This is a genomic window from Sorangium sp. So ce117, assembly GCF_051524395.1.
In the GTDB taxonomy this organism is placed as follows: Bacteria; Myxococcota_A; Polyangia; order Polyangiales; family Polyangiaceae; genus Sorangium; species Sorangium cellulosum_B.
The window spans coordinates 9,172,065-9,198,470 of sequence record NZ_CP150309.1; the positions used below are offsets into that span (position 1 = coordinate 9,172,065).

The 26,406-nt window shown below is 72.0% G+C and carries 25 protein-coding genes; 15 read left to right on the forward strand and 10 right to left on the reverse strand.

Annotated elements, in window-relative coordinates:
• Window positions 1-38 precede the first annotated feature (38 nt).
• From msrP to WMF46_RS34380, 3 genes are all read left to right on the forward strand, one after another.
• Complete coding sequence (msrP, locus tag WMF46_RS34370; RefSeq protein ID WP_437981064.1) at window positions 39-1,094, forward strand: protein-methionine-sulfoxide reductase catalytic subunit MsrP; 1,056 nt, start codon at window positions 39-41, stop codon at window positions 1,092-1,094.
• 2 nt (window positions 1,095-1,096) lie between these two features.
• A complete protein-coding gene (locus WMF46_RS34375) occupies window positions 1,097-1,756 on the forward strand; it encodes a sulfite oxidase heme-binding subunit YedZ (protein ID WP_437981065.1) in 660 nt (219 codons plus the stop codon).
• 99 nt (window positions 1,757-1,855) lie between these two features.
• On the forward strand, window positions 1,856-3,361 hold the full coding sequence (locus WMF46_RS34380; RefSeq protein WP_437981066.1) for a hypothetical protein: 1,506 nt from the start codon (window positions 1,856-1,858) through the stop codon (window positions 3,359-3,361).
• A gap of 33 nt (window positions 3,362-3,394) precedes the next feature.
• Here WMF46_RS34380 and WMF46_RS34385 read toward each other — a convergent pair whose 3' ends face one another.
• Together WMF46_RS34385 and gor are read right to left on the reverse strand one after the other, a co-directional pair.
• A complete protein-coding gene (locus WMF46_RS34385; protein ID WP_437544022.1) occupies window positions 3,395-3,985 on the reverse strand; it encodes a DUF420 domain-containing protein in 591 nt (196 codons plus the stop codon).
• Window positions 3,986-4,153: 168 nt separating this feature from the next.
• Window positions 4,154-5,578: a glutathione-disulfide reductase gene (gene gor, locus WMF46_RS34390; protein ID WP_437981067.1), complete on the reverse strand. Its 1,425-nt coding sequence runs from the start codon at window positions 5,576-5,578 to the stop codon at window positions 4,154-4,156.
• A gap of 123 nt (window positions 5,579-5,701) precedes the next feature.
• Between gor and WMF46_RS34395 the strand changes: the two genes are divergently transcribed.
• The 9 genes from WMF46_RS34395 (at window position 5,702) to WMF46_RS34435 (ending at window position 14,710) form a co-directional block, all read left to right on the forward strand.
• On the forward strand, window positions 5,702-6,730 hold the full coding sequence (locus WMF46_RS34395; protein ID WP_437981068.1) for a lysylphosphatidylglycerol synthase domain-containing protein: 1,029 nt from the start codon (window positions 5,702-5,704) through the stop codon (window positions 6,728-6,730).
• A 303-nt stretch (window positions 6,731-7,033) separates the two neighbouring features.
• On the forward strand, window positions 7,034-7,843 hold the full coding sequence (locus tag WMF46_RS34400) for an acyltransferase (RefSeq protein ID WP_437981069.1): 810 nt from the start codon (window positions 7,034-7,036) through the stop codon (window positions 7,841-7,843).
• Window positions 7,844-7,858: 15 nt separating this feature from the next.
• Window positions 7,859-8,089 (forward strand): acyl carrier protein, encoded by a 231-nt coding sequence (locus tag WMF46_RS34405; RefSeq protein WP_437852087.1) that lies wholly within the window; start codon window positions 7,859-7,861, stop codon window positions 8,087-8,089.
• A complete protein-coding gene (locus WMF46_RS34410) occupies window positions 8,086-9,261 on the forward strand; it encodes a hypothetical protein (RefSeq protein ID WP_437981070.1) in 1,176 nt (391 codons plus the stop codon). Before WMF46_RS34405 ends, WMF46_RS34410 begins: the two co-directional genes overlap by 4 nt.
• A gap of 70 nt (window positions 9,262-9,331) precedes the next feature.
• Window positions 9,332-10,291: a GNAT family N-acetyltransferase gene (locus WMF46_RS34415; protein WP_437981071.1), complete on the forward strand. Its 960-nt coding sequence runs from the start codon at window positions 9,332-9,334 to the stop codon at window positions 10,289-10,291.
• 118 nt (window positions 10,292-10,409) lie between these two features.
• A complete protein-coding gene (locus WMF46_RS34420; protein WP_437987963.1) occupies window positions 10,410-11,123 on the forward strand; it encodes a pirin family protein in 714 nt (237 codons plus the stop codon).
• A 323-nt stretch (window positions 11,124-11,446) separates the two neighbouring features.
• Window positions 11,447-11,926 carry a hemerythrin domain-containing protein gene (locus tag WMF46_RS34425; protein WP_437524352.1) on the forward strand — a complete coding sequence of 160 codons (480 nt, stop codon included), beginning with the start codon at window positions 11,447-11,449 and terminating at the stop codon, window positions 11,924-11,926.
• A gap of 468 nt (window positions 11,927-12,394) precedes the next feature.
• Window positions 12,395-13,042 (forward strand): hypothetical protein, encoded by a 648-nt coding sequence (locus WMF46_RS34430; RefSeq protein ID WP_437981072.1) that lies wholly within the window; start codon window positions 12,395-12,397, stop codon window positions 13,040-13,042.
• A 63-nt stretch (window positions 13,043-13,105) separates the two neighbouring features.
• A complete protein-coding gene (locus WMF46_RS34435) occupies window positions 13,106-14,710 on the forward strand; it encodes a S8 family peptidase (RefSeq protein ID WP_437981073.1) in 1,605 nt (534 codons plus the stop codon).
• A gap of 8 nt (window positions 14,711-14,718) precedes the next feature.
• Here the strand turns inward: WMF46_RS34435 and WMF46_RS34440 are convergent, their stop codons facing one another.
• The 8 genes from WMF46_RS34440 to WMF46_RS34475 all read right to left on the reverse strand — a co-directional run bounded on the left by WMF46_RS34440 (window position 14,719) and on the right by WMF46_RS34475 (window position 22,027).
• Window positions 14,719-15,144 (reverse strand): STAS/SEC14 domain-containing protein, encoded by a 426-nt coding sequence (locus WMF46_RS34440; protein ID WP_437981074.1) that lies wholly within the window; start codon window positions 15,142-15,144, stop codon window positions 14,719-14,721.
• Window positions 15,141-15,566, reverse strand: coding sequence for an STAS/SEC14 domain-containing protein (locus tag WMF46_RS34445; RefSeq protein ID WP_437544038.1), 426 nt, complete (start codon window positions 15,564-15,566; stop codon window positions 15,141-15,143). Before WMF46_RS34445 ends, WMF46_RS34440 begins: the two co-directional genes overlap by 4 nt.
• Window positions 15,567-15,721: 155 nt before the next feature.
• Window positions 15,722-16,147 (reverse strand): STAS/SEC14 domain-containing protein, encoded by a 426-nt coding sequence (locus tag WMF46_RS34450; protein ID WP_437981075.1) that lies wholly within the window; start codon window positions 16,145-16,147, stop codon window positions 15,722-15,724.
• A gap of 85 nt (window positions 16,148-16,232) precedes the next feature.
• A complete protein-coding gene (locus WMF46_RS34455; protein WP_437981076.1) occupies window positions 16,233-16,658 on the reverse strand; it encodes an STAS/SEC14 domain-containing protein in 426 nt (141 codons plus the stop codon).
• Window positions 16,659-16,810: 152 nt separating this feature from the next.
• On the reverse strand, window positions 16,811-18,454 hold the full coding sequence (locus WMF46_RS34460; RefSeq protein WP_437981077.1) for an MXAN_6640 family putative metalloprotease: 1,644 nt from the start codon (window positions 18,452-18,454) through the stop codon (window positions 16,811-16,813).
• Window positions 18,451-19,239 (reverse strand): HmuY family protein, encoded by a 789-nt coding sequence (locus WMF46_RS34465; RefSeq protein WP_437981078.1) that lies wholly within the window; start codon window positions 19,237-19,239, stop codon window positions 18,451-18,453. The genes WMF46_RS34460 and WMF46_RS34465 overlap by 4 nt, the downstream gene beginning before the upstream one ends.
• 39 nt (window positions 19,240-19,278) lie before the next feature.
• Window positions 19,279-21,018 (reverse strand): hypothetical protein, encoded by a 1,740-nt coding sequence (locus WMF46_RS34470; protein WP_437981079.1) that lies wholly within the window; start codon window positions 21,016-21,018, stop codon window positions 19,279-19,281.
• 247 nt (window positions 21,019-21,265) lie between these two features.
• Window positions 21,266-22,027, reverse strand: a complete 762-nt coding sequence (locus tag WMF46_RS34475; protein ID WP_437981080.1) for a Uma2 family endonuclease — start codon at window positions 22,025-22,027, stop codon at window positions 21,266-21,268.
• 117 nt (window positions 22,028-22,144) lie between these two features.
• On the opposite strand from WMF46_RS34475, the gene WMF46_RS34480 reads away from it, so the two are divergent.
• The 3 genes from WMF46_RS34480 (at window position 22,145) to WMF46_RS34490 (ending at window position 26,393) form a co-directional block, all read left to right on the forward strand.
• Entirely contained in the window at window positions 22,145-24,484 is a 2,340-nt protein-coding gene (locus tag WMF46_RS34480) for an ArnT family glycosyltransferase (protein ID WP_437981081.1), read from the forward strand.
• A 55-nt stretch (window positions 24,485-24,539) separates the two neighbouring features.
• A complete protein-coding gene (locus WMF46_RS34485) occupies window positions 24,540-25,139 on the forward strand; it encodes a TonB family protein (RefSeq protein WP_437981082.1) in 600 nt (199 codons plus the stop codon).
• A 216-nt stretch (window positions 25,140-25,355) separates the two neighbouring features.
• A complete protein-coding gene (locus tag WMF46_RS34490; protein WP_437981083.1) occupies window positions 25,356-26,393 on the forward strand; it encodes a hypothetical protein in 1,038 nt (345 codons plus the stop codon).
• Window positions 26,394-26,406 lie beyond the last annotated feature (13 nt).

The following is a 26,406-nucleotide window of genomic DNA, read 5'->3' on the forward strand; positions in this document are numbered from 1 at the left end:
ACCGCAACCGGAGCCCCGCCCGATCGTAGAATGGGGGCATGAGCAAGCTGCCCAAGGAACCGCCCGCCGGCGAGATCACCCCTCCAGCGCTCTACCTGCGACGGCGCGAGCTCCTCAAGAACGCGGCGCTCTTCGCCGGCACCGCGTCGGCCATGGGCGGCGGCCTCGTCTGGCTCACGGGCGGCGCGGCGCGCCTCTCGGCGGCCGGCGCACCCGGCGGCGAGGCCGCGCCGCTCGGCGGCGCTGCCGCGCTGCCGAGCGGCGCGGCAGCGCCGCCGGGGCCGCTGGCCGCCGGCGCGTCGTCCTCCGCGACGAGCTCGAGAGACCCGTTCGTCACCGACGAAGCGCGGACCTCCTACGAGGACATCGTTTCGTACAACAACTTCTACGAGCTCGGCCTGAGCAAGTCGGAGCCGGCCCAGAACGCCGGCCGGCTCAGGCTCCGCCCCTGGGCCATCGCGTGCGAGGGAGAGGTGAAGAAGCCCGAGGTCATCGACCTCGACACCCTCCTCCGATGGTTTCCCCTGGAGGAGCGCGTCTATCGAATGCGCTGCGTCGAGGCGTGGTCGATGGTGATCCCGTGGCTCGGGTTCCCGCTGGGCGCGCTGCTCAGGCGCCTCGAGCCGACCTCTCGCGCCCGGTACGTCCAGTTCACCACGCTGCTCGATCGAGAGCAGCTGCCCGGCCAGCGGAGCGACGTGCTCGAGTGGCCCTACGTCGAGGGGCTCCGGCTCGACGAGGCCATGCACCCTCTCACGATGCTGGCCGTGGGCCTCTACGGCAAATCGCTGCTCGGCCAGAACGGAGCGCCCATTCGCCTGGTGGTGCCGTGGAAGTACGGCTTCAAGGGGTGCAAATCGATCGTCAGCATCAAGCTCACCGAGCGGCAGCCGGGGACGAGCTGGAGCCGCGCCGCGCCGGACGAGTATGGGTTCTATGCGAACGTGAACCCCGCGGTGGATCACCCGCGCTGGAGCCAGGCGACGGAGCGGAGGATCGGTGAGCTCCGTCGCCGCCCCACGCTGCCATTCAACGGCTATGCGGAGGAGGTCGCCGGCCTCTACAGCGGGATGGACCTGCGGGAGAGCTTCTGACGATGCCCGCGCCAGCGAGGACGATGTCGCCGCCGCGCGCTGTCGCCGCCGGCGTGCCGGCTGGCCGGAAGCTCGGCTGGCTCCCGCCCGCGGTCGTGGCCGGCGGGCTGATCCCGCTGGTCGTGCTCGGCCTGCGCGCCGGGGCCGGGGCGCTCGGCCCGGACCCCGTCGCCGCGGCGCTGAACCAGCTCGGCCTGCTCGCGCTCGTGCTGCTCGTCGCCTCGCTGGCGGCGACGCCGCTCAAGCTCGTGTCGGGCTGGACCTTTCCGCTGCGTATCCGCAAGGCGCTCGGGCTGCTCGCGTTCTTCTACGCGTGCGCCCACTTCCTGACGTATGCGATCGTCGATCAGGGCCTCGACGTGCGCGCGATCGCCGAGGACCTCACGGAGCGCCCCTTCCTCCTCGCTGGCTTCGTCGCGCTCCTCGTGCTCGTCCCGCTCGCGGCGACGTCGACCGCGCGCATGCTGAAGCGCCTCGGCGCCGCGCGCTGGAAGCGCCTGCACCGCCTCGCCTACGCCGCCGCCGTCCTCGGGATCGTGCACTTCTTCCTCCGCGTGAAGAAGGACGCGACAGAGCCGATGATCTACGCGGCGCTGCTCGCGCTCCTCTTCGCCGTGCGCATCGCGAGCGCCGTCCTGCACAGGCGCGCGGCGCGGCGCTGAGCGCCAGCGTCGCGTCCTCGCCGTGCGGCGAACCTGCCGCGCGGCGACGCGCGTTCGGATACCATGGGGCTTCGGCGTGGAACGCGTGAGGACGGCATCATGAGGCTCTTCACCATCGGGGACAGCATCTCTCAAGGCTTCATGTCGCTCGGCGCGGCGCGCACCCAGCTCGCCTACTCCACGTGGATCGCGCATGCGCTCGGCGTCGACGTCGGCGACGCGCTGTCGAGCCCGGCGTACCGCGTGCCCGACTACCCGGCCCACGGGCTGCTGCTCGATCTCGAGGTGGTGCTCCGCCGCCTCCAGCTCGCCTTCGGCGCCACGATCGACAGGCTCGAGTGGGCCGCCGTCCTCCTGGAGATCAACCGCGTGCTCGACGTGGCCGAGGAGTACTACGAGCGCGGCGAGGGGGCCGGCCGCTACCGCGGCGGGAGCGTCCCCTGGTTCCACAACGTCTCGGTGTACGGCTTCGACGTGGCCGACGCGTGGCTCGTGACCTCGAGGCTCTGCAGGGAGCGGATCGCGGCGGCGCCCGGCGCCAGGGACGGCTTTTTCCAGGGGCCCAACGCGGCGTTCTACCGGACCGCGCTCCGCGTCCTCAACCCGTCGCGGGACGAGCGCCTCGACGGGTACAGCCAGCTCGACTGGCTCGGCCACCACGCGCGCGGCGAGGGCGTCGAGAACCTCCTCCTCTGGCTCGGCCCCAACAACGCGGTCGGCTCGGCGATCCTCCTCAGCGTCGCGGCGACCGAGGACAGGCCCGAGCGGCGGCCGGCCTCGCTCAGCTTCGACGAGCGGACCCGGGCGCAGTGGAACCTCTGGATGCCCGACGACTTCGTCGCCGAGTACGGCGAGCTGCTCGACAGGGTCGACACGCTGATGCGGCGCAACGAGAGCCCGGGCTGGCGGGTGTTCGTGGCCAACGTACCTCACGTGACGATCGTGCCGATCGCCACGGGCGTCGGCGACCCGCTGCCCGGCCTACCGCGCTACTACCCCTATTACACCTATCCCCCGCTCGCTCGGGGCACCCGCCTGATCGAGGCGGGCGCGCCGCACCTCACCGCGGCGGACGCGCGGCGCATCGACGAGACGGTCGACGCCTGCAACGCGCAGCTCGCCCGGCTCATCGAGGAGAAGAACGCCCGCCACCGCGCGCCCCGGTATCACCTCGTCGACGTCTCCGGCGGCCTGGACCGGCTCGCGTACCGGCGCACCGGCGGCGAGCCGGCGTACGAGTTCCCCGCGTACTTCGCGGCCAACGTCGCGCCGCCGATGGACACCCGCTTCTACCACGTCGATCGCGCCGGGCGCCGCAAGGCCGGCGGCATCGTCAGCCTCGACGGCGTTCACCCGAGCGTCATCGGCCAGGGCCTCCTCGCCCACGAGTTCCTCAAGGTCATGAAGGAGGCCGGCGTCCCTGGCGCCGACCCGGACCGCCTGCCGTGGCCCAGGATCGTGGCGAGCGACACGCTCTATCAGGACCCGATCCCGCTGATGGAGGAGATCTACCAGTACGAGGAGCTCTCGTACGCCGTGCTCTCGGCCTACCGGTACGTCTTCGGAGGTTTTCAGGGCCGGCGCGGGAGCATCAAGGACTTCTAGAGCGGTTCCCGCCGCCCCTGGTACAAGCGGCGCTCAGGGAACCGCCGGCGTGCTCCCACGCAGCATGAAATAGATGAGCACCCCGGTGACGGAGACGTAGAGCCAGAGGGGCAGCGTCACCCGAGCGACCTTGGCGTGCTTCGCAAAGTTCGCCTTGTAGGCGAAGTAGAACGACGTCAGCGCGAGCGGCACGATGCCCGCCGAGAGCACGATGTGCGAGATGAGGACGGCGAAGTAGACGGCGCGCAGCGGCCCGGTGCCCTGGTACTTCGTGTCGCCGTGGACGAAGTGATAGGCGAGGTAGCCGACGAGGAACAGCGACGAGGCGGCGAACGCCGAGACCATCAGGTACTTGTGCACGACCATCGCGCGGCGCTTGATCGCGATCCAGCCCGCGACGAGGAGCGTGGCGGCCGTCGCGTTCAAGGCGGCGTTCAGCGGCGGCATGAAGCGGAGATCCGCGCCGCCCGCGCCCCGCCGGATGATGAGGATGTAGGCGAGGAACGCCAGCGCGGCCGCGGAGAGCACGGCATTGAAGGCGTAGAACGATCGGTCGCTGGTGCGGGCGAGCAGGCCGACCGGCTTCAAGTGGCTCGAGGCGTGGGACGACATCGCGCGGTCCATACCAGAGGAGCGCGCCGAGCGCGAACGCGAGCGGGCGACCTCGGATCAGCGAACGGAAGCGGACGGAAGCCGACGGAAGCCGACGGGAGCTGACGGAGACGAACGCGAGCGCTCGCAGGCCGACCGAAGCGGACGGGCGCGGACGGAGCCGCCCCGAGTGACCCCGGGCTACGCGGAGCTCGGCGCGATCCCCATCGGGGGGCTGCGATCTGCGTTCCGCAGCGGCTCGCGCATGGTCACGAACTCCTCGGCCGCTGTCGGGTGGATGCCGATCGTCGCGTCGAACTGCGCCTTGGTCGCGCCGCACTTCAGCGCGACGGCGAACCCCTGGACGATCTCGCCGGCGTCGGGCCCGACCATGTGGACGCCGAGCACCCGGTCGGTCGCGCGGTCGACGACGAGCTTCATCATCGTCTTCTCCTCGCGCCCGGAGAGGGTGTGCTTGAGCGCGCGGAAGGTCGAGAGGTAGATGGCGACGTCGTGGTGCTCTCGCGCCTGCGCCTCGGACAGTCCGACGGTGCCGACGCTCGGCTGGCTGAAGACGGCGGTCGGGATGCCGGCGTAGTCCACGCGCGCGCGCTCGCCGCGGAAGAGCGCCTTCACCAGCGCCATCGCCTCGGCGATGGCCACGGGCGTGAGCTGCACGCGCGAGATCACGTCGCCGAGCGCATAGATGGACGGGACCGACGTCTGGAACGCGTCATCCACCACGACCGCGCCCTCCTCGTCGAGCTTCACCCCGACCTCCTCGAGGCCGAGCCCCTTGGTCTTCGGCAGGCGCCCCGTCGCGTACAGCACGCAGTCGGCCGCGAGCTCGGTGCCGTCGGCGAGCGTCGCGACGAGCGCGTCGCCCTGCCGCGCGATGCTCTCGACGCTCGCGCCCAGGCGGAGGTCGAGCCCCTTCTTCTGGATCTCGGCGGCCAGGAACGCCCGGATGTCGTCGTCGAAGCCGCGCAGGAGGTGCAGGCCGCGGTGGACCAGCGACACCCTGGCCCCGAGGCCGTGCAGGATGCCGGCGAGCTCGACCGCGATGTAGCCGCCCCCGACGATGACCGCCCGCCGCGGCATCGCCTGGAAGTGGAACAGATCGTCGGAGGTGACGGCGAGCTCGCGCCCGGGGAGATCGGGGATCCAGGGGTAGCTGCCGGTCGCGACGAGGATCCGCTCGGCGGTGATCCTGACGCCGTCGATCTCGACGGCGTGGGGATCGACGACCCGGGCGTGCCCCCGCCGAATGTCGGCGCCCGAGTTCTTCAGGAGCCGCTCGTAGACGCCGTTCAGGCGCTCGATCTCCTTGTCCTTGTTGCGGAGGAGCGTCGGCCAGTCGAACGACGGGCCGGCGTGCCCGTTCCCGCCAGCGCCGTGGCCAGGCACCGTCCAGCCGTAGCCGGCGGCGTCCTCGAAGTCCTCGGCGTAGTGCGAGGCGTAGACGAGGAGCTTCTTCGGGATGCACCCCAGGTTGACGCAGGTGCCGCCGAGGTGGCGCGACTCGGCGACGGCGACCCGGGCGCCGTAGGAAGCGGCCATGCGGGCTGCGCGCACGCCGCCGGAGCCGGCGCCGATGACGAACAGATCGTAATCGTACTTGGACATGGCGGACGACTATGCCCCATGTGGGGCGCGGTCGCCGCGCGCCGTGCGGTCGCGCGCGACGGGCTCCGCTCCCTCCGGCTTCGGCTCGGCCACCGGCGCGGGGATTCTGCTACGGTCCCGCCGTTGCGCTCCTCGACCCACACTGGAACCTTCGCCGACGCTCCGCCACCGCGCCCGCGCGACGGCGACCAGCAGGAGCGTCCCGCGCCGCGCCTCGCGGCACGCGCGCGCCGCGCCCTGCCCTTCGCGCTGGCGGCCGCGCTCGTCGCGTTCGTCCTCGGCCGGCTCGACTTCGACGCCTTCCGCGCCGCCCTGTCGCGCGTCGACGCCCCGCTCTTCGTCGCCTTCGCCGCCCTCTTCGTCCTCGCGCTCCTCGGCGCCGACACGTTCGCGACCGTCCTCGTCTACCGCCGCCTGATCGCGCCCGTCGCCTTCCGCGATTTCCTCGTGCTCCGCGGCGCCTCCTACCTCCCGTCGCTGCTCAACCACCACGTCGGTCAAGCCTTCGTCACGGTCTTCCTCGCGCGCGTACACGCCGTGCCGCTCGCGCGCGTCGCCGGCGCGACGCTCGTCGTGTACGCGTCGTGGCTCGGCTGCCTGCTCCTCCTCGGCGCCGTCGCCGTGCCCGCGAACGGCGGGCCGCTCGCCGGGTCCGCCCTGCTCCTCGCGGCGGGCGCGCTCTACCTCGCGATCCTCGCGCTGCGCCCCGCCCGGCTCGCCCGCACGAAGCTCCTCGCCCCGCTCTTCGAGGCGGGCGTGCGCGGCCACCTCGTCGCCCTCGCCGCGCGCATCCCGCATCTCCTCGTCCTGTTCGCCGGCACCTGGCTCCCCTTCTGGTTCTTCGACGTGCGCATTCCCCTTGGAGCCGCCCTCACGTACATCCCGATCCTGATGGTGGCGGTGACGCTCCCCATCACGCCGCAGGGCTTCGGCACGCGCGACGTGCTCGCCGCCGCGCTCTTCGAGGGCTTCGCGGCCGGCGCGACGCGCGACGCACGCCTGGCCGCCATCGCCGCCTCGACGACGACGTGGGCCGTGGCGCTCACCCTCGTCGAGGCCGCGCTCGGCCTGGCCCTCCTCCGGGGCGTTTTGCCCCATATGGAGGCAAAGCGCCCCGCCGACACTCCTCCGTCCGACCATGACGCAGCGTAACGCGGCTCGCCGTCACGGTATTTCGAAATCTTTCAACCAGGCTACTCGCCAACCTCGATTGGCGCATCGTTTGCCATAGATTTGCCATAGAGCCGGAGAGCGGCCCTGCAGAGGCCAAAGAGGCCCTGCGGAGGCCAAAGAGGCCCTGCAGAGGCCGAAGAGAGATAGGTCGGCCAAGAGCAGGTTCGGCGTGGCGAGTTTCGGGTTATAGTCTCCGGCCCCCTGGCGTTCGTTTCGTCCTTCTGGCCGCGTGCGACCCGCTGAACATCGCAGACTGGACCAGTCCGCGCCGAGCGACCCTCTATGAAGAACCTGGCTCGTTTCCTCGCCTCCTCGGATCACGACGTCGCCCGCGCCCTGCGCCACGTGCGCCGGCAGGTCCGCAGCTTCACCCTGCCCGCGCCGCGGCCGCTCGTGGTCCCGATGCGCATAGCGTTCGAGGCCGCGCGCGAGGTGTACTATTTCGGTGCGCGTGTGCTCGTCTGCGAACCGCATTTCAAGTCGCACTGCGCGCAGTACGGCAAGGGTGTCCGGACGGGGACCTTCATCCACTTCATCACTGGGCGGGGCGACATCATCCTCGGTGATAACGTGGTGCTCGACGGCAAGACCGACTTCATCTTCGCCGCGCGGTTCTGCGACCGCCCCACGCTGCGGATCGGCGACAACACCGGGATCGGGCACGGCTGCCGGATCGTCGTCGGCAAGTCGGTCACCATCGGCAAGCACTGCATGATCGCGGCGGGCGTCTTCATCCTCGACTCGAGCGGCCACCCGAGCGATCCGGAGGCCCGGAGGCGGGGCCTGCCTCCCTCGGACGCCGAGGTGCGGCCGGTCGTCATCGAGGACAACGTCTGGCTCGGGACCCGGTCCACGATCTTCCCGGGGGTCACGGTGGGCGAGGGCAGCGTGGTGTCGGCGGGCTCCATCGTGATGGCCGATGTCCCTCCGTACACCGTCGTCGCTGGCAATCCGGCCCGACGGGTGGCATCACTCCGGACGACCGAGCCGCCGCCGCCCATCGGGCCCGCGACGGACCGCGCCGATGCGAGCGCGAGGAGGCACGGCGCGGACGACGCTACGCGTCGCTCAGGCTCTGACAGCGCATCTTAACCCTGGAGTTCTTTCATGGTGATCGAGGTGGAGAAGGTGATCGATGTCATCGTCACGGTCGGCCGCTTGCCCGCCGCGATCAAGCCCGATGACGACATCTACGACGCGGGGTTCTCCTCGGTTCGAGCGCTCCAGCTGCTCACCGAGCTGGAGGACCGGTTCAACGTCGCGCTGCCCGACGACCGGTTCAGCGTCGCCCGCACGCCGCGCGCGCTGAGCTCCCTCATCCAGGAGCTCGCGCCGTGAGGCGGGTCGTCACCGTCGAGCTCGCGGCGCCTGCGACCGAGATGGCGCAGGAGGAGATACCCAAGCAGATCGCCTTCCTCTCGAAGGAGATCGCGAACATCCGCTTCGTCCGCGAGGGCGCCGCGCTGGAGTTCGAGGCCCCCGAGGAGCGCGCGGCCGACCTCGCGAAGGCGGCGGAGGGCATCGCGCGCACCATGCAGCGCAGCCTGCGCCAGCTCACGCGGAAGCTCGTGTACCGCAGCCCGGCGTGCGATCGGGTGGAGTTCCGGGGCGGCGCGCTCCCGGCCGGGATCACGCAGATGGGCCAGGGCCAGGTCGCCCTCGAGGGCATCCCGCTGCGGCTCTACCGCTACTTCGATCGCTCGCTGGAGGCGCTCGGCGCGCCGTTCTCGCCGAGCCCGATCCTGGTGCCGACGTTGATCCCGGCGGCGACGCTGGGGAAGTGCGACTACTTCCGCTCGTTCCCGCACATCGTCACGTTCACGTGCCATCTGCCGGAGGACATGCCGCTCATCGAGGATTTCCGGGCGCGGCATCAGGACCGGGACACGCTCGACGAGCGCGCGCTGAGCGACATGGCGCAGCCGGAGGTGTGCCTCTCGCCGGCGGTCTGTTACCACGTGTACGCGGCGAACCGGGGCCGGGTGCTGCCGGCCGGCGGCGCGCGCTACGCCCTCGCGGGCCGCTGCTTCCGCTACGAGTCGAGCAAGATGGTCGACCTGCGGCGGCTCTGGGAGTTCACGATGCGGGAGATCGTCTTCCTCGGGTCGCGGGAGAACGTCCTCGCGCTGCGCGAGCAGGGGAACGAGATCGTGGCGCGCTACCTCGACGAGCACCGGCTCGCCGGCGAGATCCGGACGGCGAGCGACCCGTTCTTCATCGCGCCGGACGCGGCCGCCAAGACGTACTTCCAGATCAGCAGCGAGACGAAATACGAGATCTCGTTGATGCTCCCGGAGGGCGAGCGCGTGGCGGCCGGCTCGCTGAACTACCATACCGACTTCTTCGGCCGCGCGTTCAGCTGCGATGTCGAGGGCGCGGGCCCGATGCACAGCGTGTGCATCGCGTTCGGCCTGGAGCGGTGGGTCTACGCGTTCCTGGCCCAGCACGGCGACGATCCGACCGGCTGGCCCGATGTCGTGCGGCGCGCTCCCGAAATGGCAACCCTGTAGAGCGGCGCATCGCCGCTCCGCCGCTTGCTCGCAGTTCCGTTTCCTGGGGGTTCAGAGAGGCTTCGCGTCCATGAAGTTCGAGCGCGTCGATCCGGTCGCGGCGGCGGACGAGGCCAGCTTCGTCCTGCGCGAGGCGTGGCCTCCGCCGACCCTCCATTACACGGCCGGCTACCTGCGATGGCAGTTCGGCTTCCCCGGCCCGTCGCCGCAGGCCGTGCTCGCGCGAAAGGGCCGCGAGCCGGCCGGCTTCATCGGCGTCGCGCCGCGCCGCTTCCGGTTCCGGGGCGCCACGTCGGAGGGATATGTCCTCTCGTTCGTGAGCGTGCGGCCGAAGTTCCAGGGGCAAGGGCTGGCGAGCCGGCTGTACACGGAGCTCCTCGACGGCCTCCGGGGGATCCGCCTGCCCATCGCGGTGTTCGTGGAGGCGCGGTCCGTGCCCGCGCAGCGCGTGCTCTTCAAGGCGGTGGCGGCGGTGGGTCTCGAGCTGAAGCAGCTCACCGCGTGCCGGAACCACGGCTTTCTCCCCCGGGCGAGCGCCGCGCCGCCACGGGCCGTGGCCGCGCCGGCATCGGCCGTGCAGGACGTGCTCGACGTGATGGCGGCCTGCAACGGCGAGCGCGTGCTGTGGTCGGCGCCCGACGCGGCGCACCTCGAGCACGCCCTCCGCGATCCACGGCCGCGCCGGCTGTTGCTCGTCGAGGAGGCGGGTCAGGCCGTCGGCGCCGCGGTGGTGTTCCTGTCGGAGATCGCGACCGCCCGGGGAATCGACCGCGTGGCGACGCTCGGCGCGCTCTTCCTGCCGGAGCCGACCGCCGACCGGCTCGCGGCGGTGATGCGCGGGGCGTCGGAAATTTTCGGCGGAAAGGCGACCACGCCGACGGTGAGCGCGCCGAACCTGGCGATCGTCCCCCAGGACCAGCTCAGGCCGGCCGGCGTGCGCGCGACGGCCGCGACCTTCGACGCGTTCGTGATCCAGCCGAAGGGCGGGCCCTGTCTGGACGCCGAGACGACCAACCTCGAGGTCGTCTGACGCAACGGTGTCCCAGGGGCATCCATCTACATTGCAGATGGTTCCCATGAGAACAATGCCGATTCACAAGATGGATCGGCGGGCGCATGCTGAGGCCATGAGCAACAGCACTTCTTCGATGGTGATCCGGCGCTCTGGCGAGCGGGGTTATGCCGACCACGGGTGGCTGCAGTCGTTCCACACGTTCTCGTTCGCCGACTACCAGGATCCGGAGCACATGGGCTTCCGTGCGCTGCGGGTCATCAACGACGACCGCGTCGCCCCGTCGCGGGGGTTCGGGATGCACCCGCACCAGAACATGGAGATCGTCACCTATGTCCTGGAGGGGGAGCTCGCGCACAAGGACAGCATGGGGAACGGGTCGATCATCCGCCCTGGCGAGGTCCAGCGCATGTCGGCGGGGACGGGCGTGTACCACAGCGAGCACAACACCTCGAAGGCGGGCCCGACCCACCTGCTGCAGATCTGGATCGTGCCGGATCGGCGCGGGTATACGCCGAGCTACGAGCAGAAGGCGTTCTCGAAGGAAGAGCGCCAGGGCAAGCTGCGGCTCGTCGCCTCGCAGGACGGGCGCGAGGGCTCGGTGACGGTCCACCAGGACGTGAGCCTGTTCGCGGGGCTCTTCGGGCAAGGCGAAGAGGCGCGCTACGAGCTGCCGGCCGGCCGAAACGCCTGGGTCCACGTCGCGCGCGGGAGCGTCGAGCTGAACGGGACGCTGCTCGAGGCCGGCGACGCGGCGGCCATCGGAGCACCCGGCGCGGGAGGAGCAGGTCAGTCGCTCCACCTCGTCGGGAAGGGCGCGGGCGAGGTGCTGCTGTTCGACCTCGCCTGAGGGGCGGCTCTCGCGCGCCCCGCTCGCCGGAGGCGCGATGAGACAGAGGAGACAGCGGGAGATCGCGCCCATGATCCACGGCGTCAGGAGACGCCTGCCGCCTGCAAGGGAGCTCCCTGGGGCAAACAGGCACCTTGCGGGCGGCGGCGCGACATACCGCCATGATCGTCATTCCTCTTCGCTCGTCCCCCGCAGACGCGCCATGTCGCCGCCGCGCTGCGGATCCGACGCCACGAGGCAGCTGAATCCGTGAATCTCGATCTGGCAGGCTTTGCGTGTCTCTCCCGCTTGCTCGCCGGCGGTATACGCTCCATAGAGATCTCATGGACGCCATCGATCTCCTCGTACGCCACCACCGCGAGCTCGAGCAGCGATTCTCCGAGCTGAAGGAGGCCTCTTCCGTCACCGCGGCGCAGTTCTCCGCTGCCGCCGACCTCCTCGCCACCCACATCACGATCGAAGAGCAGGACTTTTACCCGGCGGTCCGGGCTCGCCGCACCGAGGATATCCTCCTCGAGTCGCTGGAGGAGCACCTGTCCATCAAGCGCGTGCTGGCCGATCTCGTGGCCCTCGACGCCGCGGACGAGACGTTCGGGGCCAAGCTCCATGTGCTCGCCGAGCAGCTCGAGCACCACCACAAGGAGGAGGAAGAGCACCTGTTCCCCAAGGTCAGGAAGCTCCTTGACGACGGCGCGCGCGAAGCGCTCGGGCAGCAGATGCACGCGAGGATGCGCGCGCTGCAGCAGGGGGAGCCCCGCAGGCTCGTCCTGGGCCAGACCGACGCCGCAGCGCCCCTCCCCTGAGCCATGCGCTGCCTCTCCAGCCCCCTCTCCCGATAGGGTCCCCGGGGCCGTGAGCGCCCGGACACGCAGCTCAGAGACACGGCTGGATGGCTGGACGGCCGGACAACTGGACGGCCGGACAACTGTTAGAAACGATACCCTCACGCAACACGCGCGTGCTGGAGACGGACGTAAAAACCTGAGCTGCACCCGCGCGCGCCAGCGCCACCGCCACCCTACAACACAGCGAAACCTGAGAAAATCGTCGGAGCGAATGCGATTTTTCTAGTCGGAGTTCCCCTACGGTCGTTATTCTACACTGCTGCGAGTCTCGTGGCAGGGGTCCGGAATGGCCGCGGGAAGAGAGCATGCTGCGAAGGAGCCGATGGACAGGGCCTGATGCCGTACGCCAGCTGCTCGGCGCAGCGGGCGCTGTCCGGCGCGCGAGCGATGTCCAGCGCTCACCGGGGGATCTTCGACGGAGGTAGGATGACAGCTCGACCTGTACTCTCGATTGACACATCCTTCGACCCGGACAGCGCGTGGTTCGCGGCTGGACGCACGCAGCTCTACGGGCGTATGGGAGAGCAGTTCTCCATCGTACCGTTCGGACGCGCCAGCGCGGAGCGGAGGCGGATACTCCGCCAGATCGCGCGCGCCGAAAGCACCGGCAATCCCTTCCGGGCGATCGTTGTGTCATCCCACGGCAAGACGAGCTGCGTTGTGGACGACGAGTCGCCCGACGGCATCCTGCTGTCGCACGAGAGCCCGGCGCAGGAGATCGAGCTCTGGGCGCGCAATCGCGTGCTGTATTTCTGCTGCGGCGAGACCGCGAACGGCCCGCTGTTCGACAGGCTCCTCGAAGCGGGAGCGCGGGCGGTTGTCGGCTTCACGGGGAGGCTCGGCGCCACGACCGTCGACGGCAAGTTCTTCTGGCGGCTGCTCGATCACGAGCTGGTGACCTGCGCGCTGCACGACCAGCAGGTGCCGGGCTTCGAGAGGGCGCGGCAGCAGTTCCTGGAGCGCGTCACGCTGCGTCTCACGTCGCTCCCCGACGACGGAGCGGTGCGGGACGAGCTCTCGAGGATGAGGGACCTGCTCGTGTCGATGGTGATCCGGGGCCCGGGGAAGGGCTAGCCCCAGCGCGGCGCGCTCTCCGGTAGACCGAGCGCCGCGCGGTCCGGTAGATCCAGGAGAGCCATGAGACGCAAGCCGACCGCGGTGCTCTCCTCGGCGGCGCTCCTCCTTGCCGCCATGGCGGGCGACGGCCTCGCCAGCCCGCGCGCGGCCGTACGCCAGGAAGCGGAGGAAGCGCGCGACGCATGGTTCATGGACGGCGGGCGCCACGTCGCCGTCGAGCGGCTCGGTCCGGCCGCGCTGGGCGCGTCGTCGACGCAGCGCGCGCTCGCGCCGGTGCGGCTCCGCTATCCAGGCGGCCGGACGGTCGAGGCGAGCGTCGGCGCGACCGCGATCGTGGAGGTCGAGCCCGGCGCGCTGGACGCGCTCGGCGCGCTCGGCGCCGCTGGCGTGGAGCTGGTGAGGCCGCTGATGCCCTCGATCGGTCTGTGGCTCGTCAGGGACGCAGGCGGCGGCGACGGCCTCGACCTCGCCCAGCGCCTCCAGGGCGCGGCGCGGCCGGCCTTCGTGCGCGAGGCGATCCCGGACCTCCACGTGCGCCTCAAGGCGCACGGCGCGCCGTTCGCGCCGGACGACCCGCGGCTGCCCGATCAGTGGTACTTCGACGACCTCCGGATGCAGGAGGCCTGGGGCCGCACGCAGGGGGACGCGGCCACGTCCATCGTCGTCATCGACACCGGCTGCGACCTCGATCACCCCGACCTCGCCGCGAAGATGGATCCAGGCCTGGACGTCATCGACGACGACGACGACCCCACCTACCAGCCGGGCGAGCAGAGCGTGAACCACGGGACGGCCTGCGCGGGCCTGATCGCCGCCGACACAAACAACGGCGTGGGCATCGCGGGCGGCTGCCCCGCCTGCAGGCTGCGGTGCGTGCGGCTGATCGACGACGAGCCGCGGCCGATCTCCGCCTCGGTCGACGCCTTCGAGTTCGCCCTGCAGGTGAACGCCGCCGTCGTGTCGAACAGCTGGGGGTACGCCGACCCGATGCCCGTCCCCAGGGTGGTCGAGGCCGCGATCAACCGCCTGTTCGACGCCGGGCGCAACGGGAAGGGGGCGCTCGTCCTGTTCGCCGCCGGCAACGACGACCGGGAGATCCTCGACGACGAGCTCCAGGCCGTGCGGGGCGTCCTTACCGTGGGCGCCGTCAACCACCTGGAAGACGCGACGCAGTACACGAACCGCGGGAGATCCATCGATCTCGTCGCGCCCACGGGGACGCTGAGCACCGACATCGCCGGGAGCGAGGGGGACGACGCGAGCGACTACACCTCGCGGTTCGGCGGCACCTCGTCGGCGTGCCCTGTCGCCGCCGGCGTCGCGGGGCTGCTGGTGAGCGCCGCGCCCGAGCGGACGGCGGGCGAGCTCTACGACGTCATGATCCGGACGGCGCGGCTGGCGCCCTACGCGATCCCCGACGAGAGCGGGCACGATCCCCTCTTCGGGCACGGGATCATCGACCCTGTCGCGGCGCTCACGGAGGTGCTCGGGGACGAGCCGCCGCCGCTCTCGGGAGGCGGCGAGGGCGCCGACGACCAGCGCGCCGGCTGCGCGTGCGCTTCGGCCGGCGCGGGCTCAGGCGAGCGGCGAGGCCTCGCGGCGGCGGCGCTCCTCGGCCTGGCCGCGGCGGCGCGCCGGCGCGGCGCGGCACGCGCGCGCCGCTGAGGGGGACGTCACGCTCCAGGCCGCCGCCCGGCCCGGAGCGCGTCCCGCTGCGCGAGGAGCCACGCGCGCGCCTCGCCTTCCGTGTCGAAGAACGCGATGGCGTGCGAGCGCTGCGCGAGGAGGTTCATGCTCTTGAGGACGAGCGTCCCGATGACGCGGAGGGAGAAGCTCGCCCCGAAGACAGCGACCGCGTCGAGGCGCGCCGAGCTCAGCCCTTCCGCGAACGCCTTGCGCGCCGGAGGCGGGAGCGCCCCGTTGCCGCGCGCATCGGAGAGCACCAGCACGTCGCGGCCGCTGTCCCTCATGCGCTGGCACGCGGCGGTGATCGCGCGCGCCATCTGCTCCGAGATATCGCCCACGATCGCGACGAACAGGACGCCGTCGGGCTCTTCGCGGAGGTCGAGGCGCGCGCCCTCCGGTCGGGGATCGCTCACGCGCCCCGCCGCCGCGTGGCCCGGAGCGCATCGCGCCGGGCGAGCAGCCACGCGCGCGCCTCGCCCTCCGTCTCGAAGAACTCGACCGGATAGGATTGCCTCGTCAGGAGCTGCACGCTCTTCGCGGCGAGCGTGGAGACGACGCGCACGGCGAAGCTCGCGCCGAACAGCGCGATCGCGTCGAAGCGCACGCCGCGGAGCTCGTCCGCCATCACCTTGCGCGCCGACGCCGAGATCGTCCCGGTGCGGCGCGCATCGGAGAGCACGAGGACCGCGCGGCCGCTCTCCGACAGGCGCCTGCACGCGGCGGCGATCGCGCGCGCCGTGTCGTCCGAGATATCGCCCTCGATGGCGGTGCACAGGATCCCCTCGGCGTCCTCGCGGAGGGCCCGGCTTGCGTCGTCGATGCGGGGGTCGCTCATGGCGTTGCACGGTAGCTCGTTTGCGCGGCGGTACGACGTTCGCTCGATCACGGACGCCACCCGGGCGACGAGGGGCGAAGCGGCCGATCGAGCGCGTGGATCGCGGCTCGGGGCCCCGCATGCGCCGGGTCGCCCGCGCGCCGCGGAGGGTGACGTCACGCCTGGATGCGCCGCCCGGCCCGGAGCGCTCCCCGCTGCTTGAGGAGCCACGCGCGCGCTTCGGCTTCCGTCTCGAAGAACACGAGCAAGGGGAACCGCTTCGTGAGGAGGTTGATGCTCTTCACGATGAGCGTCGCCATGACGCGGATATGGAAGCCCGCGCCGAAGACCGCGATCCCGTCGAGGCGCGCCGAGCGCAGCCCGTCCAGGTACACCTGCCGCGCCGCCGGCGTGACCGCCCCGCAGCGACGCGCGTCGGCGAGCACCAGGACCTCGCGGCCGCTGTCCGTCAGGCGCTGGAAGGCGTCCACGAGCGCGCGCGCGTTGTCCTCCAGGACATCGCCGTCGGTCGCGATGACCAGGAGGCCATCGGGCTCCTCCCGGAGCTCGAAGCGCGCGCCCTCCGGACGGGGATCGCTCATGCCAGGCAGGGTAGCCCATCCCCGCGACGCGCGTCCTGCGCGCCGGCGCCGCGCCGATGGCGCGCGCCTCGGAGGGCGGCGGGCGTCATGCGCCCTGCCGCTGCGCGGCCCGGAGCGCGTCTCGCTGGGCGAGCAGCCACGCGCGCGCGTCGCCCTCCGTGTCGAAGAACGCCAGCGGATAGACCTCGCCCGTGAAGAATTGCACGCTCCTCGAGGCGAGCGTGGTCACGACGCGCACGGAGAAGCTCGCCCCGAAGATCGCGACCCCGCCGAAGCGCACGCCGCGCAGCTCTTCCGCCAGCGCGCTGCGCGCCGCCGCCGTCAGGGTCCCGACGCGGCGGGCGTCGGCGAGCACGAGGACCTCGCGACCGCTCTCCGACACGCGCCGGAACAAGGCGCAGAGAGAGCGCGCGATCTCGTCCGAGATATCACCCTCGATGGCGAAACAAAGAATGCCTTCGGCGTCCTCGCGGAGGAAAGGGCATGCGTCCTCGGAACGGGGCTCGCTCATCTCCCGCAGGCTAGCGCATCCGGCTCACGGCACGACGAGCGCTCGCGGGGCCGGCGCGGGAGAGCGCTCGCCGGGTGACGCGCCTCACCGAGCGCCGCGCCTCACCGAGCGCCGCCGCCGCCGAGCGCGTCGCCCGGCGCGTGAGCCCCCGCTCAGCGCCTGCGCCGGCGCGCGGCCAGCGCGAGCAGCGAGGCGCCCAGCGCGCAGCCGAAGGACGCGGCGGAGCTCGCTGCCGCGGCGGCCGGCGCCACGACGCGGCAGCCGCACCCGCCGTCGTCGACGCCGCCCGCTGCGCCCTCGGCGGGCGCCTCGCCGCCGGCGCCGCCGCCGCCGGTGCCCTCCGCGGCGGCCCGGCACGCGGCGACCTCGTCGGGCGTGCCGATGCACAGCGTGGGCTTGCGCGATTCGCCTTCTTGCAGGCCGTTCACCACGATCACGGCGAGGTCATCGGCGCCCGCCGTATCGACGAGCGGCGCGCCGGAGGCGACGTCGCCGGCGCGCACGACCTCGCCGTACACGCGGCCGCGCCGCGCCGCGAGCAGCAGCGCGAGGCCGGAGAGCTCTGCCGGATCGTCCGCGGGCGCCGCGAGCGCGGCCGTCATGGTCGCGCGCCCGGCGGGGGAGACGCTGAAGTACTGCGCCGACGCGTGGAAGACGCGCAGCCCATCCGCGTAGGGCGCGGCGACCTCCTCCGGGGCGAGCCCGCGGTAGCCGGACCCGGCGGCGTAGGAGCGCCCGGGATCCGCGGCCGATCCGGTGAGCAGGTTCCAGGCGGCGAACTCAACGAACGTCTCGGCGAACGTCGTCTGCGCCTGCGACGAGAGCAAGGGGTCGAGCTGCTCGAACCACACCGGATCCGCCTCGCCGTTCGCGCCGTCCTCGAGGCGCTCCCAGAGCGCGCGGACCGTGCCGTCTCCGAAGCGCTCCTCGAGGAACTGGAAGAAGAGCGCGCTCCCGTAGCTGAAAGGGTCCACAGGGCCGGTGAAGGGCACGTCGAGCGACCGATCCGTGTTCGCGAGGTAGCCGTCGACGAAGCCCTCGAAGTCCTTCAGCGAGGGGTCGAACGACTCGGTCGCCCAGACCGCGGTCCCCTCCGTGATCAGCGTGTCCTGGCCGTGGTCGTAGCCCGCCTGCACCGCGTGGAAGAGCTCGTGGCTCCCGAGGACCCGGTTCGCCGTCAGCGTCGACGGATATCCATAGCCGCTGTAGTCGTTTTCCTGGGTCATGAAGCCGGCGCAGCGGTCCCCGGCGTCCTCGGCGCAGGCGTCGACCCGGAACGCCCCGTCGCCGACGCCGGCGAAGTCGACGAGGTAGACGTCGAAGCGGCCGTCGCCGCCGTTGTCGGGCAGGTCCTCGTCGCTCCTCGGCGGCCGGAAGCCGAGGACGTCTCGGTAGTGGGTGATGACCTCGTCGTAGACGGCGGCGACCTCCTCGACGAAGTCGGGGACGCCCGTCGCGTCGCCATCCTCGGCGGGCACCGCGCAGCGCCCCTCGCGCGCGAAATGGACGAGGAAGCTCCCGGACGCCGACGCGAAGGTCTCGACGACGTCGTCCGGATCGAACCGGAACTGGAGGCTCGTGCCGCGCGAATCGGGCCGCTCGAGCGGCGCCGCGGCGGGCCCGTCGAGCGGCGCCGCGGCCGTATCGTCCGCGCCGCAGCCGGCGAGCGCCGGCGCGAGCGAGGCCGCGAGCGTGGGCGCGAGCCAGGCCGCCGCGCGGCCCAGGCGGCGCCACGGGGCCGCGGCGCGGGCCAGGCCGCCGCGCCGCGCGGGCACCGCGACGGCGGTCCGCGTCACGGCAGGAACGCCCACCGGATCTGGAAGTTGGCGGAGCCGGTGTCCTCCATCGGGACCATCCCGGTCTCCTGGCAGTGCGCCTGCGTCTGCTCGTTGTAGAAGTGCGTGACGGTCAGCTTGAGGCTCCGGCCGCCGGCGAGCTGGAGCACGTAGACGAGGCCGGTCATCTTCACGCACCCGGGGTAGGTCCAGTAGCCGGAGAGCGCCGTCGCCGGGGAGTCCAGCCCGGAGCCGTCGGGGATGAGCTCGCAGCTCGGGGTGAAATACTCGTCGTTGCGGAGCCTCGGCTCGCCGGGCGCCTCGGTGATCCCATCGTAGTCCGGGGTGCCCGGGAGCCGCGCCGCCGTGACGCAGGACGGCCCGGAGTGGCCGCTGTTGATGCGCACGATGTAGCGCCGGAAGGCGATGTCCCAGTCCATGGACTGGAGCGATGCCTCGTCGGAGATCTCGACCTTCTCGAGGCCGGCGTCCGTGAACCGGGCATAGACGTAGGCGTCGGGCTCGGAAGCGAAGGGGCCGCCCGCGGTGGCGTCGACGATGGAGCGGATGCCGGCGCCGTCCTGCTCGTTGACGATCTCCCCGGGCGCCACGGTGTCCTGGAGGTTCATCTGCTGGAAGACCTCGTCCTCGCAGGGCACCGGCGTGGGCTCCGAGCAGACGGGCCCGGCGGGGAGCCCGCCGCCCTCCGCGCCGCCAGGGCCGACGCGGTCCTCGGAGCCGCAGGCGCACACGGCGAGGAGGGCGAGGCCGGCGGCGACGAGGGGAGACGCAGTCGAGGTGCGCATGGGCGACATGGTAACCCAAAGTCGGAGCCGGCGTGCCCGCTAGGGCGCGCCGCTGCGCCGGTAGAGCCACCAGTCTCCGACGTGGTCGACGGCGACGATGCTCGGGTCCTTCGCGAAGAGGTGATTCGCCCCCGCGCGCCGGCGGACGAGGAACCAGTCGAAGAAGGCGCCGTGGCGGCGCACGTCGAATATCGAAGGCGTCCACTCCCACCGGAGCGGCGTGGGCGGCGGGACGACGGCGCCCGGCTCCTCGCGGGGCCTGTAGGCGACGGGCGAGGCGTCCCAGACGGCGAAGTGGAAGCTCAGCCAGCCGCCTCGCGTGGCCTGCACCCAGGCGGGGAGATGGATGAACGGCGTCGTCGTCCGGGTCGAGCCGCCGTGATCGAAGACGAGGTAGAGCAGCCTCGGCGCCTGCGGGATGCGGGCGATGATGGCGTCGAAGTCCCGCGTGCTCTGGTCGAATCGGCGGTAGTTGTCGCGGGCCACGGCGCCGAGGAAGACCGCGGCGGCCGACAGCGCGAGCACGGCCGGCACCTTGAGCCAGGGTGATCGCGGCAGGTCCGGGAAGGCGCCGAGGCCGATGAACAGGGCGGCGACGATCTCGCGCGGGTAGACGTACCACCAGAGGCCGATCTGCAGCGGCAGGCTCAGAAACAGGCCCAGGAACACGATCGCGCAGGCGATCGGGACGAGGGCGGCGAGGCGCGCGAAGGACCACCGCGGCGCGTCCACCGCGGGCGAGGGCGCCGCGCCGGCGCCGGCGGGTGAGCACGCAGCATCAGCGGTGGCGCTGGCGCCTTCGGGTGAGCGCGCCGCATCGCCGCCGGCGCCGGCGAGCCGTGCAGCGGCGCCGGCGGCGCAAATGAGCAGCGCGGCGAGCACGAAGCGCGCTGCCCGGCCGGCCGCCGCCGCCTCGGCGGGGTCGGTGAAGCTCGTGAAGAGGAGCGACGGGACCTCCCCGAGCCGCTCCCAGTGGAGCGCGGGCGCGATGGGCGCCGCATGCAGCGTGTCGGTCCGGACCACGAGCCACGCCGCGAAGAGGGCCAGCGAGGGCGCGAGCGGGAGCGCGATGGGGCGGAGCCGCCGCGTCGCCGGGAAGACGACGATCGCCGCGCCGACGACGGCGGCGAGCGCGAACGGGAAGCGGAAGATGTGCGTGAAGAACAGCGCGACGAGCGCGAGCGCGAGCGCGATCTGCCGGCCGCGCGAGGGGCGATCGAGGAGCAGGAGCGTCAGGCCGACGACCATCGCGAAGAGGCCGAGCGCGCCCATGTGGTTGAGGAAGCCCCAGTGGGTGAGGTTGCACCAGACGAGGAGCAGGCCGAGGACGCCGAGGAGCGGGCTCCGCTTCAGGCCGTGGAAGAGGACGGCGAGGCCCGCGGGCAGGAGCGCGAGCATCGCCGCCGCCGCGACCTTCACCGCGGCCACGGGAGGGAGGACGAGCATCAGCAGGGCGCCGAGCGCGTACATGGACATGTACGGGACGGCGAGCGGCTGGAGCGTGAACTGCTCGCGGAAGTGCCACGCCGGGTCGAGGTAGTGCCTGAACGCCGCCGTCTCGGCCGCGTGGAACGGGAGATCGGTCATCGGCGGATAGCGGACGACCGCGAGCGGGACGGCGATCACATAGACGGACGCGGCGACGACGACGAGGGCGAGCGCCGCGCTGAGCGGCGCGCGGCGCGCGGCGCCCGCGCCGCGGCGGAGAAGGCCGGAAAGCGCGCGGCGCGCGGGAGCGGGCGCCGCCAGAGGCTCCGCCGGAGGGGACGGGGTACCCAAGGTGGCGGGAAGCTATCATCTCGGAACCGAGCCGAGGCCTCGGATGCCCGCCGGGAGAGGTTGCGATGTGCTGGCTTCCCCTCTCCGAGGGGGATCCATCGATTCGGAACCAGAAAAGAGGCCTCGGATGCCCGCCGGGAGAGGTCGCGATGTGCCGGTTCCGCCTCGTCAGTGGAGTGTGTTGTTCGGAAACCGAAGGAGAAGCCTCACAAGGCGCGGCGCTGGAGCTCAACGTCTGGCGCGAGGCTCACGGCGCCCCGGATCCCTTGCCCCTCGCCCCCGCGGCGCTCGCGATCTGGGCCTCGAGCGCCGCCACGCGCTCCAGCGCAGCCTCCTTCGCCGCGCGCTCCGCCTCCTTCGCCGCGCGCTCCGCCTCCGCGGCGGTCGGGAAGAGCTCCTCGCCCTCGGGCCCCGTGGCCAGCCGGAGGCGCGCCTCCTCGCCCGCGCCGATCACCCGCAGCCAGCAGCCGAGCACGCGCGCGTGGATCCGGTCGACGTTCGTCGTCTCCACCCGGACGAAGCCGCGCGTCTTCAGCCTCCGGTAGCGCTGCCACCGCACCCGATCGCGGCCCCGCTCCCAGTCGGGATCGAAGATCACGAGCTCCTTCACCCCGAGCTCCCGGTAGCGCTCGGGCGCGTCCACGTAGTCCTTGTAAGGCTCGTCGGACGAGACGACCTCGAGCGCGAAGCTCGGGGCGATGCCCGTCTCCCACACCTTCCAGCTCCGAACGCGCCGGCCCGGCGGCACGCCAGGGAGCACGTACACGTCCGGGGCCACGACCTTGGAAGGGTCGAACTGCCGATAATAGATGAACTGGTCCGCCCCCACGAACCTCGGCCGACCGAGCGCCTCGTACCAGCGCTCGATGAGAGGACGGAGGAGCTCCACGATCCACGTCTGAAGGGAGTCCTCCCCCATCTTCTTCTCCACGGGATAGAACGTCGGATCACGCTCCTTGCCGTCACGGTGCGCCCGCCGATGGACCTGCCTGTGCGCCTCGGTCGACATGCCCCATCCTACCCGACCGGGGGGCGCGCATCGACCCGCGCCGCGGCAGCGCGGCGCCCGCTCCTCGGCGCGCCTCCTGCCCGCGCGGCGCCGCCGACGAGATAGGCTGCGCCCACGTTGCTGCCCCCGCGCCTCGCCCCCCATCCGACCGACCTGCGCGGCCTCCCCGCCGCGTCCCGCCGCGAGGCCCGCGCGGCGCTCGCCGTCACCGCGCTCGCCACGGCGTGGTTCGCGCTCGCGGCGGCGTGGGAGATGTTCGGACCCGTCCTCGCCGGACATTACGCGTCGTCGGCGAGCGTCGGGATCATCGCGGAGAACATGCTCCGCTGGAAGATCCCCGGGCCCGTGTGGGAGTACACAGCGAGCCGGCCGCCGCCCGGGATGTACTACTGCCACCACCCGTGGGGGATCTTCTGGACGACGGCCGCGTTCATGAAGGTCTTCGGGCGGCACGACGTCATCTGCCGCCTGCCCGCCATCCTGCTGAGCGCCGCGACGCCGCCCCTGCTCTACGCCCTCGGCCGGAGCGTCTACCGCCCCGCCGCAGGGGCCGCCGCGGCGGCGTCGTTCGTCGTCCTGCCGATCACGCTGTCGTTCGCGAACTTCAACGCGCTCGAGGTCCCGGTCATGGCCTGGACGCTGCTCGGGCTCTTCGGCTACGTCCGCCTGTTACAGACGTCCAGGCGCCGCTACCTCGCGGTGAGCGCGCTCGGGCTCGCGCTCGGGATGCACGCCGACTGGCCCGCGTTCGTGCTCACGGGCGGGCTGCTCGCGTTCGGCGCGATCCGGGCCTACCTGCTCCCGAGGCGCGTCTTCGGCCCGCTCCCCGAGCGGCGCTACGCCGCGTGGTGGGTGCTCACCGCCTCGATCACCGCGCTGACGGCCGCGCTCTACCTGGCCCTCTTCCAGCATGCCGGCAAGCTCGGCGACCTGCTGACGAGCTACGGGCTCCGCTCGTCGGGGAACGCCGAGCCGCTCGGCAAGGTGCTCGAGAGCCGGCGGTACTGGCTCGAGCTCTCGTTCACGCCGATCGCCATCGCCGCCGGAAAGCTCGCCGCGATCGTCTGCGCGGCGCGGCTCGTCCTGCTCCGGCGCGAGCACGACGCGCTGCCGCTGCTCTATCTCGCGACCGCGGCGGTGCAGTACGTCGTCTTCCGGCAAGGCGCCGACATTCACATCTTCTGGCCTCATTACTTCGCGGCCTACTTCGCCCTCGCCGCCGCCGCCCTCGTCGACACCGGCGCGGCGCTCCTGGAGCGCGCCGCCGCCGCGCGGCAGGCCGCCCGGGTCGCGACGCTGTCGGGCCGGCCGGCGCTCGACGCGCCGCCGGGTGGGCCGGCGCTCGACGCGCCGTCGGGCGGGCCGGCGCTCGCGGCGCTCGCGCTGTGGCTCGTGCCGCTCGCCGCCATCCTGCGCGACGGGCTCCCGGCGCTGCGTTATGCGCGCGAGACAGGCGGGCGCTTCAACGAGCGGGGGCACCTCATCGACTCCGACGGGGCGAAGACGGCGTTCCTGCGATGGCTCGCGCCGAGGCTGCCGGGGACGCCGACCGACGCGCCCGTCGCGATGCACGAGGGCATGAAGGCCACCTGGGCCCAGGTCTGGGCGCTCGGCGGGCGCGTCGTGACGCCCAACCGACCCCCCCCGAAGGAAGCGCCGCCGCGCGGCGCCTACCTCGTGGACACGCGGTTCATGCTCGACCGGGATCAGGCGAGCCTCGCGCAGCGCTTCGACGTGACGGCGGTGGGCCCGTTCTGGGCGCTCGGCGCGGGCGCCGGGGCGCGCACGCTCTCGGCAAGCGGCGCGAGCGGCATCGAGGCGTTCTCGTTCCGCGAGCGAGAGCCGGGGCCCCTCGCCTGGTACCTCGTCTCGGGCACCGAGCCCGAGCGGGAGATCGTGCCGGATCCGTTCCTCACGTGGGAGCTCCGCGCGCACTTCGGACAGCCGGCGGAGCCGCCGGCCGCGCCGCCGGAGACGCTGGAGCAGAAGCGGATCGCGCACAACATGGCGCTCGGCGCGGGCGACGGCGCGCGCGCGGCGGCGCTCTTCGCGGAGATCCGCGCCGCGCTCGCGCCGATCGAGGCGCGGTTCGACGACGGCACGGAGCTGCTCGGGACGACGTTTCACGAGGGCGCCAGCTCGCTCCTCACGATCTTCGTGCGCGCGGGGGGCCCGGCGGCGAGCGACGTGGTGCTCGCGGTGCGCTCCCGGGTCGTCGAGCGCGCCCCGCTGTCCACGACGATGGCGGACCCGGTCGTCCGCGAGGTCGGACCGCCGACCGCGATCTCGCCGCAGCGCTGGAGGACAGGCTTCCTCTATGCCGATCCGGTGCCGATCCGGAAGCGGCCAGGGACGGAGGTGTTCTGGGCGTCCATGACGGCGCGCGAGCGCGGCCGCGCGCCGAAGCTCGTGGATCGCGGCGGCGCGTCGGAGGTCGAGGTCCTGCGGCTGCGCTGAGCGAGCGCCGCTATCCCCGTGGACACGGCCCCGCGTTCGGGTTTTAGCTTCGGGCATGAGCTCTCGCCGAACAGGGTTGGTTCTGATCCTCGCGCTCGCGGCGGGCTGCGGCGCCCCGCCGCCAGCCGCCCAGTCGCCGGCGCAGCCCGCGTCGGAGGGGCCGACCGGCTCGGCGTCCCCGGAGCCGACGACCTCGGCCCCCCCGGAGCCGAAGCCCGCGGCGCCCCCGCCGGACGCGCAGGCCCCCGCGGCGGCGACGCCGGTCGAGGCGCCCCCGCCGCGGGCCACCTCGAGACCGGACGGCAACGTGAGGCCCGGCGCGGCCACCGCGACCGGCACGCTGGGGGGCGACATCTCCGAATCGCAGGTCCGCGACGTCGTGGAGAAGCACGGCGAGCTGTTCGACGAGTGCTACAAGATCGGCGTCAAGAGCTCGCCGAAGTTCACGGGGAAGGTGACCGTCAAGGCGACCATCGGTCCGACCGGCAGGGTGAACAGGGCTGACGTGGTGAGGTCGACGGCGAAGAATCAGCAGGTCGATCGCTGCGTGGCCGATACCTTCGAGAAGATGCAGTTCCCCTCGCCGCAAGGCGGGGTGACGACCGTCATCACCTTTCCCATCGAGTTCAGCGGCGTCGAGCTCGTGCAACCCTGAGGAAGGCCGCGTCGGGCTTGAATTTTACAGCGCTTCACGGTGCGACGTCACACCACGAGGCATGGCCCACACGGTCGACCCCAATGTTTGTCATGAGAACCGCTATTTCGCGTTGCGCAAAGCCCCGCCCGGAAGACACCATGACGCCTCGCTCCGGTGCTTTCGGCGGCTCGCCAGGGTCCGCCGCCATCAACGCCTAATTTCTTGGAGATAGACATGAACTCGAGATCTCGCCTCTCGTCCTTCGGTCGGGTTCCGGTCCGACATCTGCTGCGGGTCGCGTGCATCGCTGCGGCGCTGCAAGCGGCCGCGTGCTCCAGCGATGCCGGCCCCAGCAGCACCGGGGACAGCGGCGGCACGACGGGGAGCTCGGGGAGCGCGGGCAGCACGGGCAGCGGCGGAGACGACCTCGGGGGCGTGGCCTCGGGCAGCGGTGGAGACGACTTCGGCAGCCTGACCACGGGCGCTGGCAGCGGCAACAGCAGCGCGGGGAGCGGCGCGCCCAGCAGCGAGGACACCTGCGATGGCCTGGACAACGACGGCAATGGCATCGTCGACGATGTCGACGTCGCCGGCGACGGCGTCTGCGACTGCCTCCGCATCGCCACGCTGGGCGAGCCGGGCCAGTGGGGCGACGGCGACGTCTTCGAGTCCTGGTTGAACGAGCGCAGCATCAACGGTGCCTTCGGCCTGAACGGCGTCGAGCTCACCGCGGAGGAGCTCGCAAAGCACCAGGTCATCGTCATCCAGGACGTGAGCGACATCGGGCGCACGTACTCGGACGCCGAGGTCGAGGCGCTCCGCGACTGGATCTCGAAGGGCGGCGGCCTCATGACGTTGATCGGGTACGGCCAAACCCGGGAGCGCGAGAACGTCAACACGCTGCTCGCTCCGCTCGGCGTCAGCTACGACGCGGAGCAGATCCTCCCGAGGCGAGGCGGCGCCACGGTCCCCATCACGGAGTGGAGCGGAGGGCATCCGGTGCTCGACGGGATCGAGGCTGTCGGCGTGGACACCGGCTATCCGGTGGTCGGCGAGGGCGCCACGCTGGCGACCGGCGACGGCTACGACGTGCTGAAGGCGCTGGAGGTCGGCGAGGGCCGGGTCCTTGTCTGGGGCGACGAGTGGATCACCTACAACAGCGAGTGGGTCGATCATCCCGAGTATCAGGTCGAGCGCTTCTGGCTGAACGCCATCAAATGGATGACGCCAGCCAACGAGTGCCAGGTGGCCATCCCACCGCAGGTCAACTGACAACTGAGCCCCT

Coding starts and splice junctions, on each gene's coding strand:
- msrP (WP_437981064.1), top strand. CDS start 39: ATGAGCAAGCTGCCCAAGGAACCGCCCGCCGGCGAGATCACCCCTCCA.
- WMF46_RS34375 (WP_437981065.1), top strand. CDS start 1,097: ATGCCCGCGCCAGCGAGGACGATGTCGCCGCCGCGCGCTGTCGCCGCC.
- WMF46_RS34380 (WP_437981066.1), top strand. CDS start 1,856: ATGAGGCTCTTCACCATCGGGGACAGCATCTCTCAAGGCTTCATGTCG.
- WMF46_RS34385 (WP_437544022.1), bottom strand. CDS start 3,985: ATGGACCGCGCGATGTCGTCCCACGCCTCGAGCCACTTGAAGCCGGTC.
- gor (WP_437981067.1), bottom strand. CDS start 5,578: ATGTCCAAGTACGATTACGATCTGTTCGTCATCGGCGCCGGCTCCGGC.
- WMF46_RS34400 (WP_437981069.1), top strand. CDS start 7,034: ATGAAGAACCTGGCTCGTTTCCTCGCCTCCTCGGATCACGACGTCGCC.
- WMF46_RS34405 (WP_437852087.1), top strand. CDS start 7,859: ATGGTGATCGAGGTGGAGAAGGTGATCGATGTCATCGTCACGGTCGGC.
- WMF46_RS34415 (WP_437981071.1), top strand. CDS start 9,332: ATGAAGTTCGAGCGCGTCGATCCGGTCGCGGCGGCGGACGAGGCCAGC.
- WMF46_RS34420 (WP_437987963.1), top strand. CDS start 10,410: ATGGTGATCCGGCGCTCTGGCGAGCGGGGTTATGCCGACCACGGGTGG.
- WMF46_RS34425 (WP_437524352.1), top strand. CDS start 11,447: ATGGACGCCATCGATCTCCTCGTACGCCACCACCGCGAGCTCGAGCAG.
- WMF46_RS34430 (WP_437981072.1), top strand. CDS start 12,395: ATGACAGCTCGACCTGTACTCTCGATTGACACATCCTTCGACCCGGAC.
- WMF46_RS34435 (WP_437981073.1), top strand. CDS start 13,106: ATGAGACGCAAGCCGACCGCGGTGCTCTCCTCGGCGGCGCTCCTCCTT.
- WMF46_RS34445 (WP_437544038.1), bottom strand. CDS start 15,566: ATGAGCGACCCCCGCATCGACGACGCAAGCCGGGCCCTCCGCGAGGAC.
- WMF46_RS34450 (WP_437981075.1), bottom strand. CDS start 16,147: ATGAGCGATCCCCGTCCGGAGGGCGCGCGCTTCGAGCTCCGGGAGGAG.
- WMF46_RS34455 (WP_437981076.1), bottom strand. CDS start 16,658: ATGAGCGAGCCCCGTTCCGAGGACGCATGCCCTTTCCTCCGCGAGGAC.
- WMF46_RS34465 (WP_437981078.1), bottom strand. CDS start 19,239: ATGCGCACCTCGACTGCGTCTCCCCTCGTCGCCGCCGGCCTCGCCCTC.
- WMF46_RS34475 (WP_437981080.1), bottom strand. CDS start 22,027: ATGTCGACCGAGGCGCACAGGCAGGTCCATCGGCGGGCGCACCGTGAC.
- WMF46_RS34485 (WP_437981082.1), top strand. CDS start 24,540: ATGAGCTCTCGCCGAACAGGGTTGGTTCTGATCCTCGCGCTCGCGGCG.
- WMF46_RS34490 (WP_437981083.1), top strand. CDS start 25,356: ATGAACTCGAGATCTCGCCTCTCGTCCTTCGGTCGGGTTCCGGTCCGA.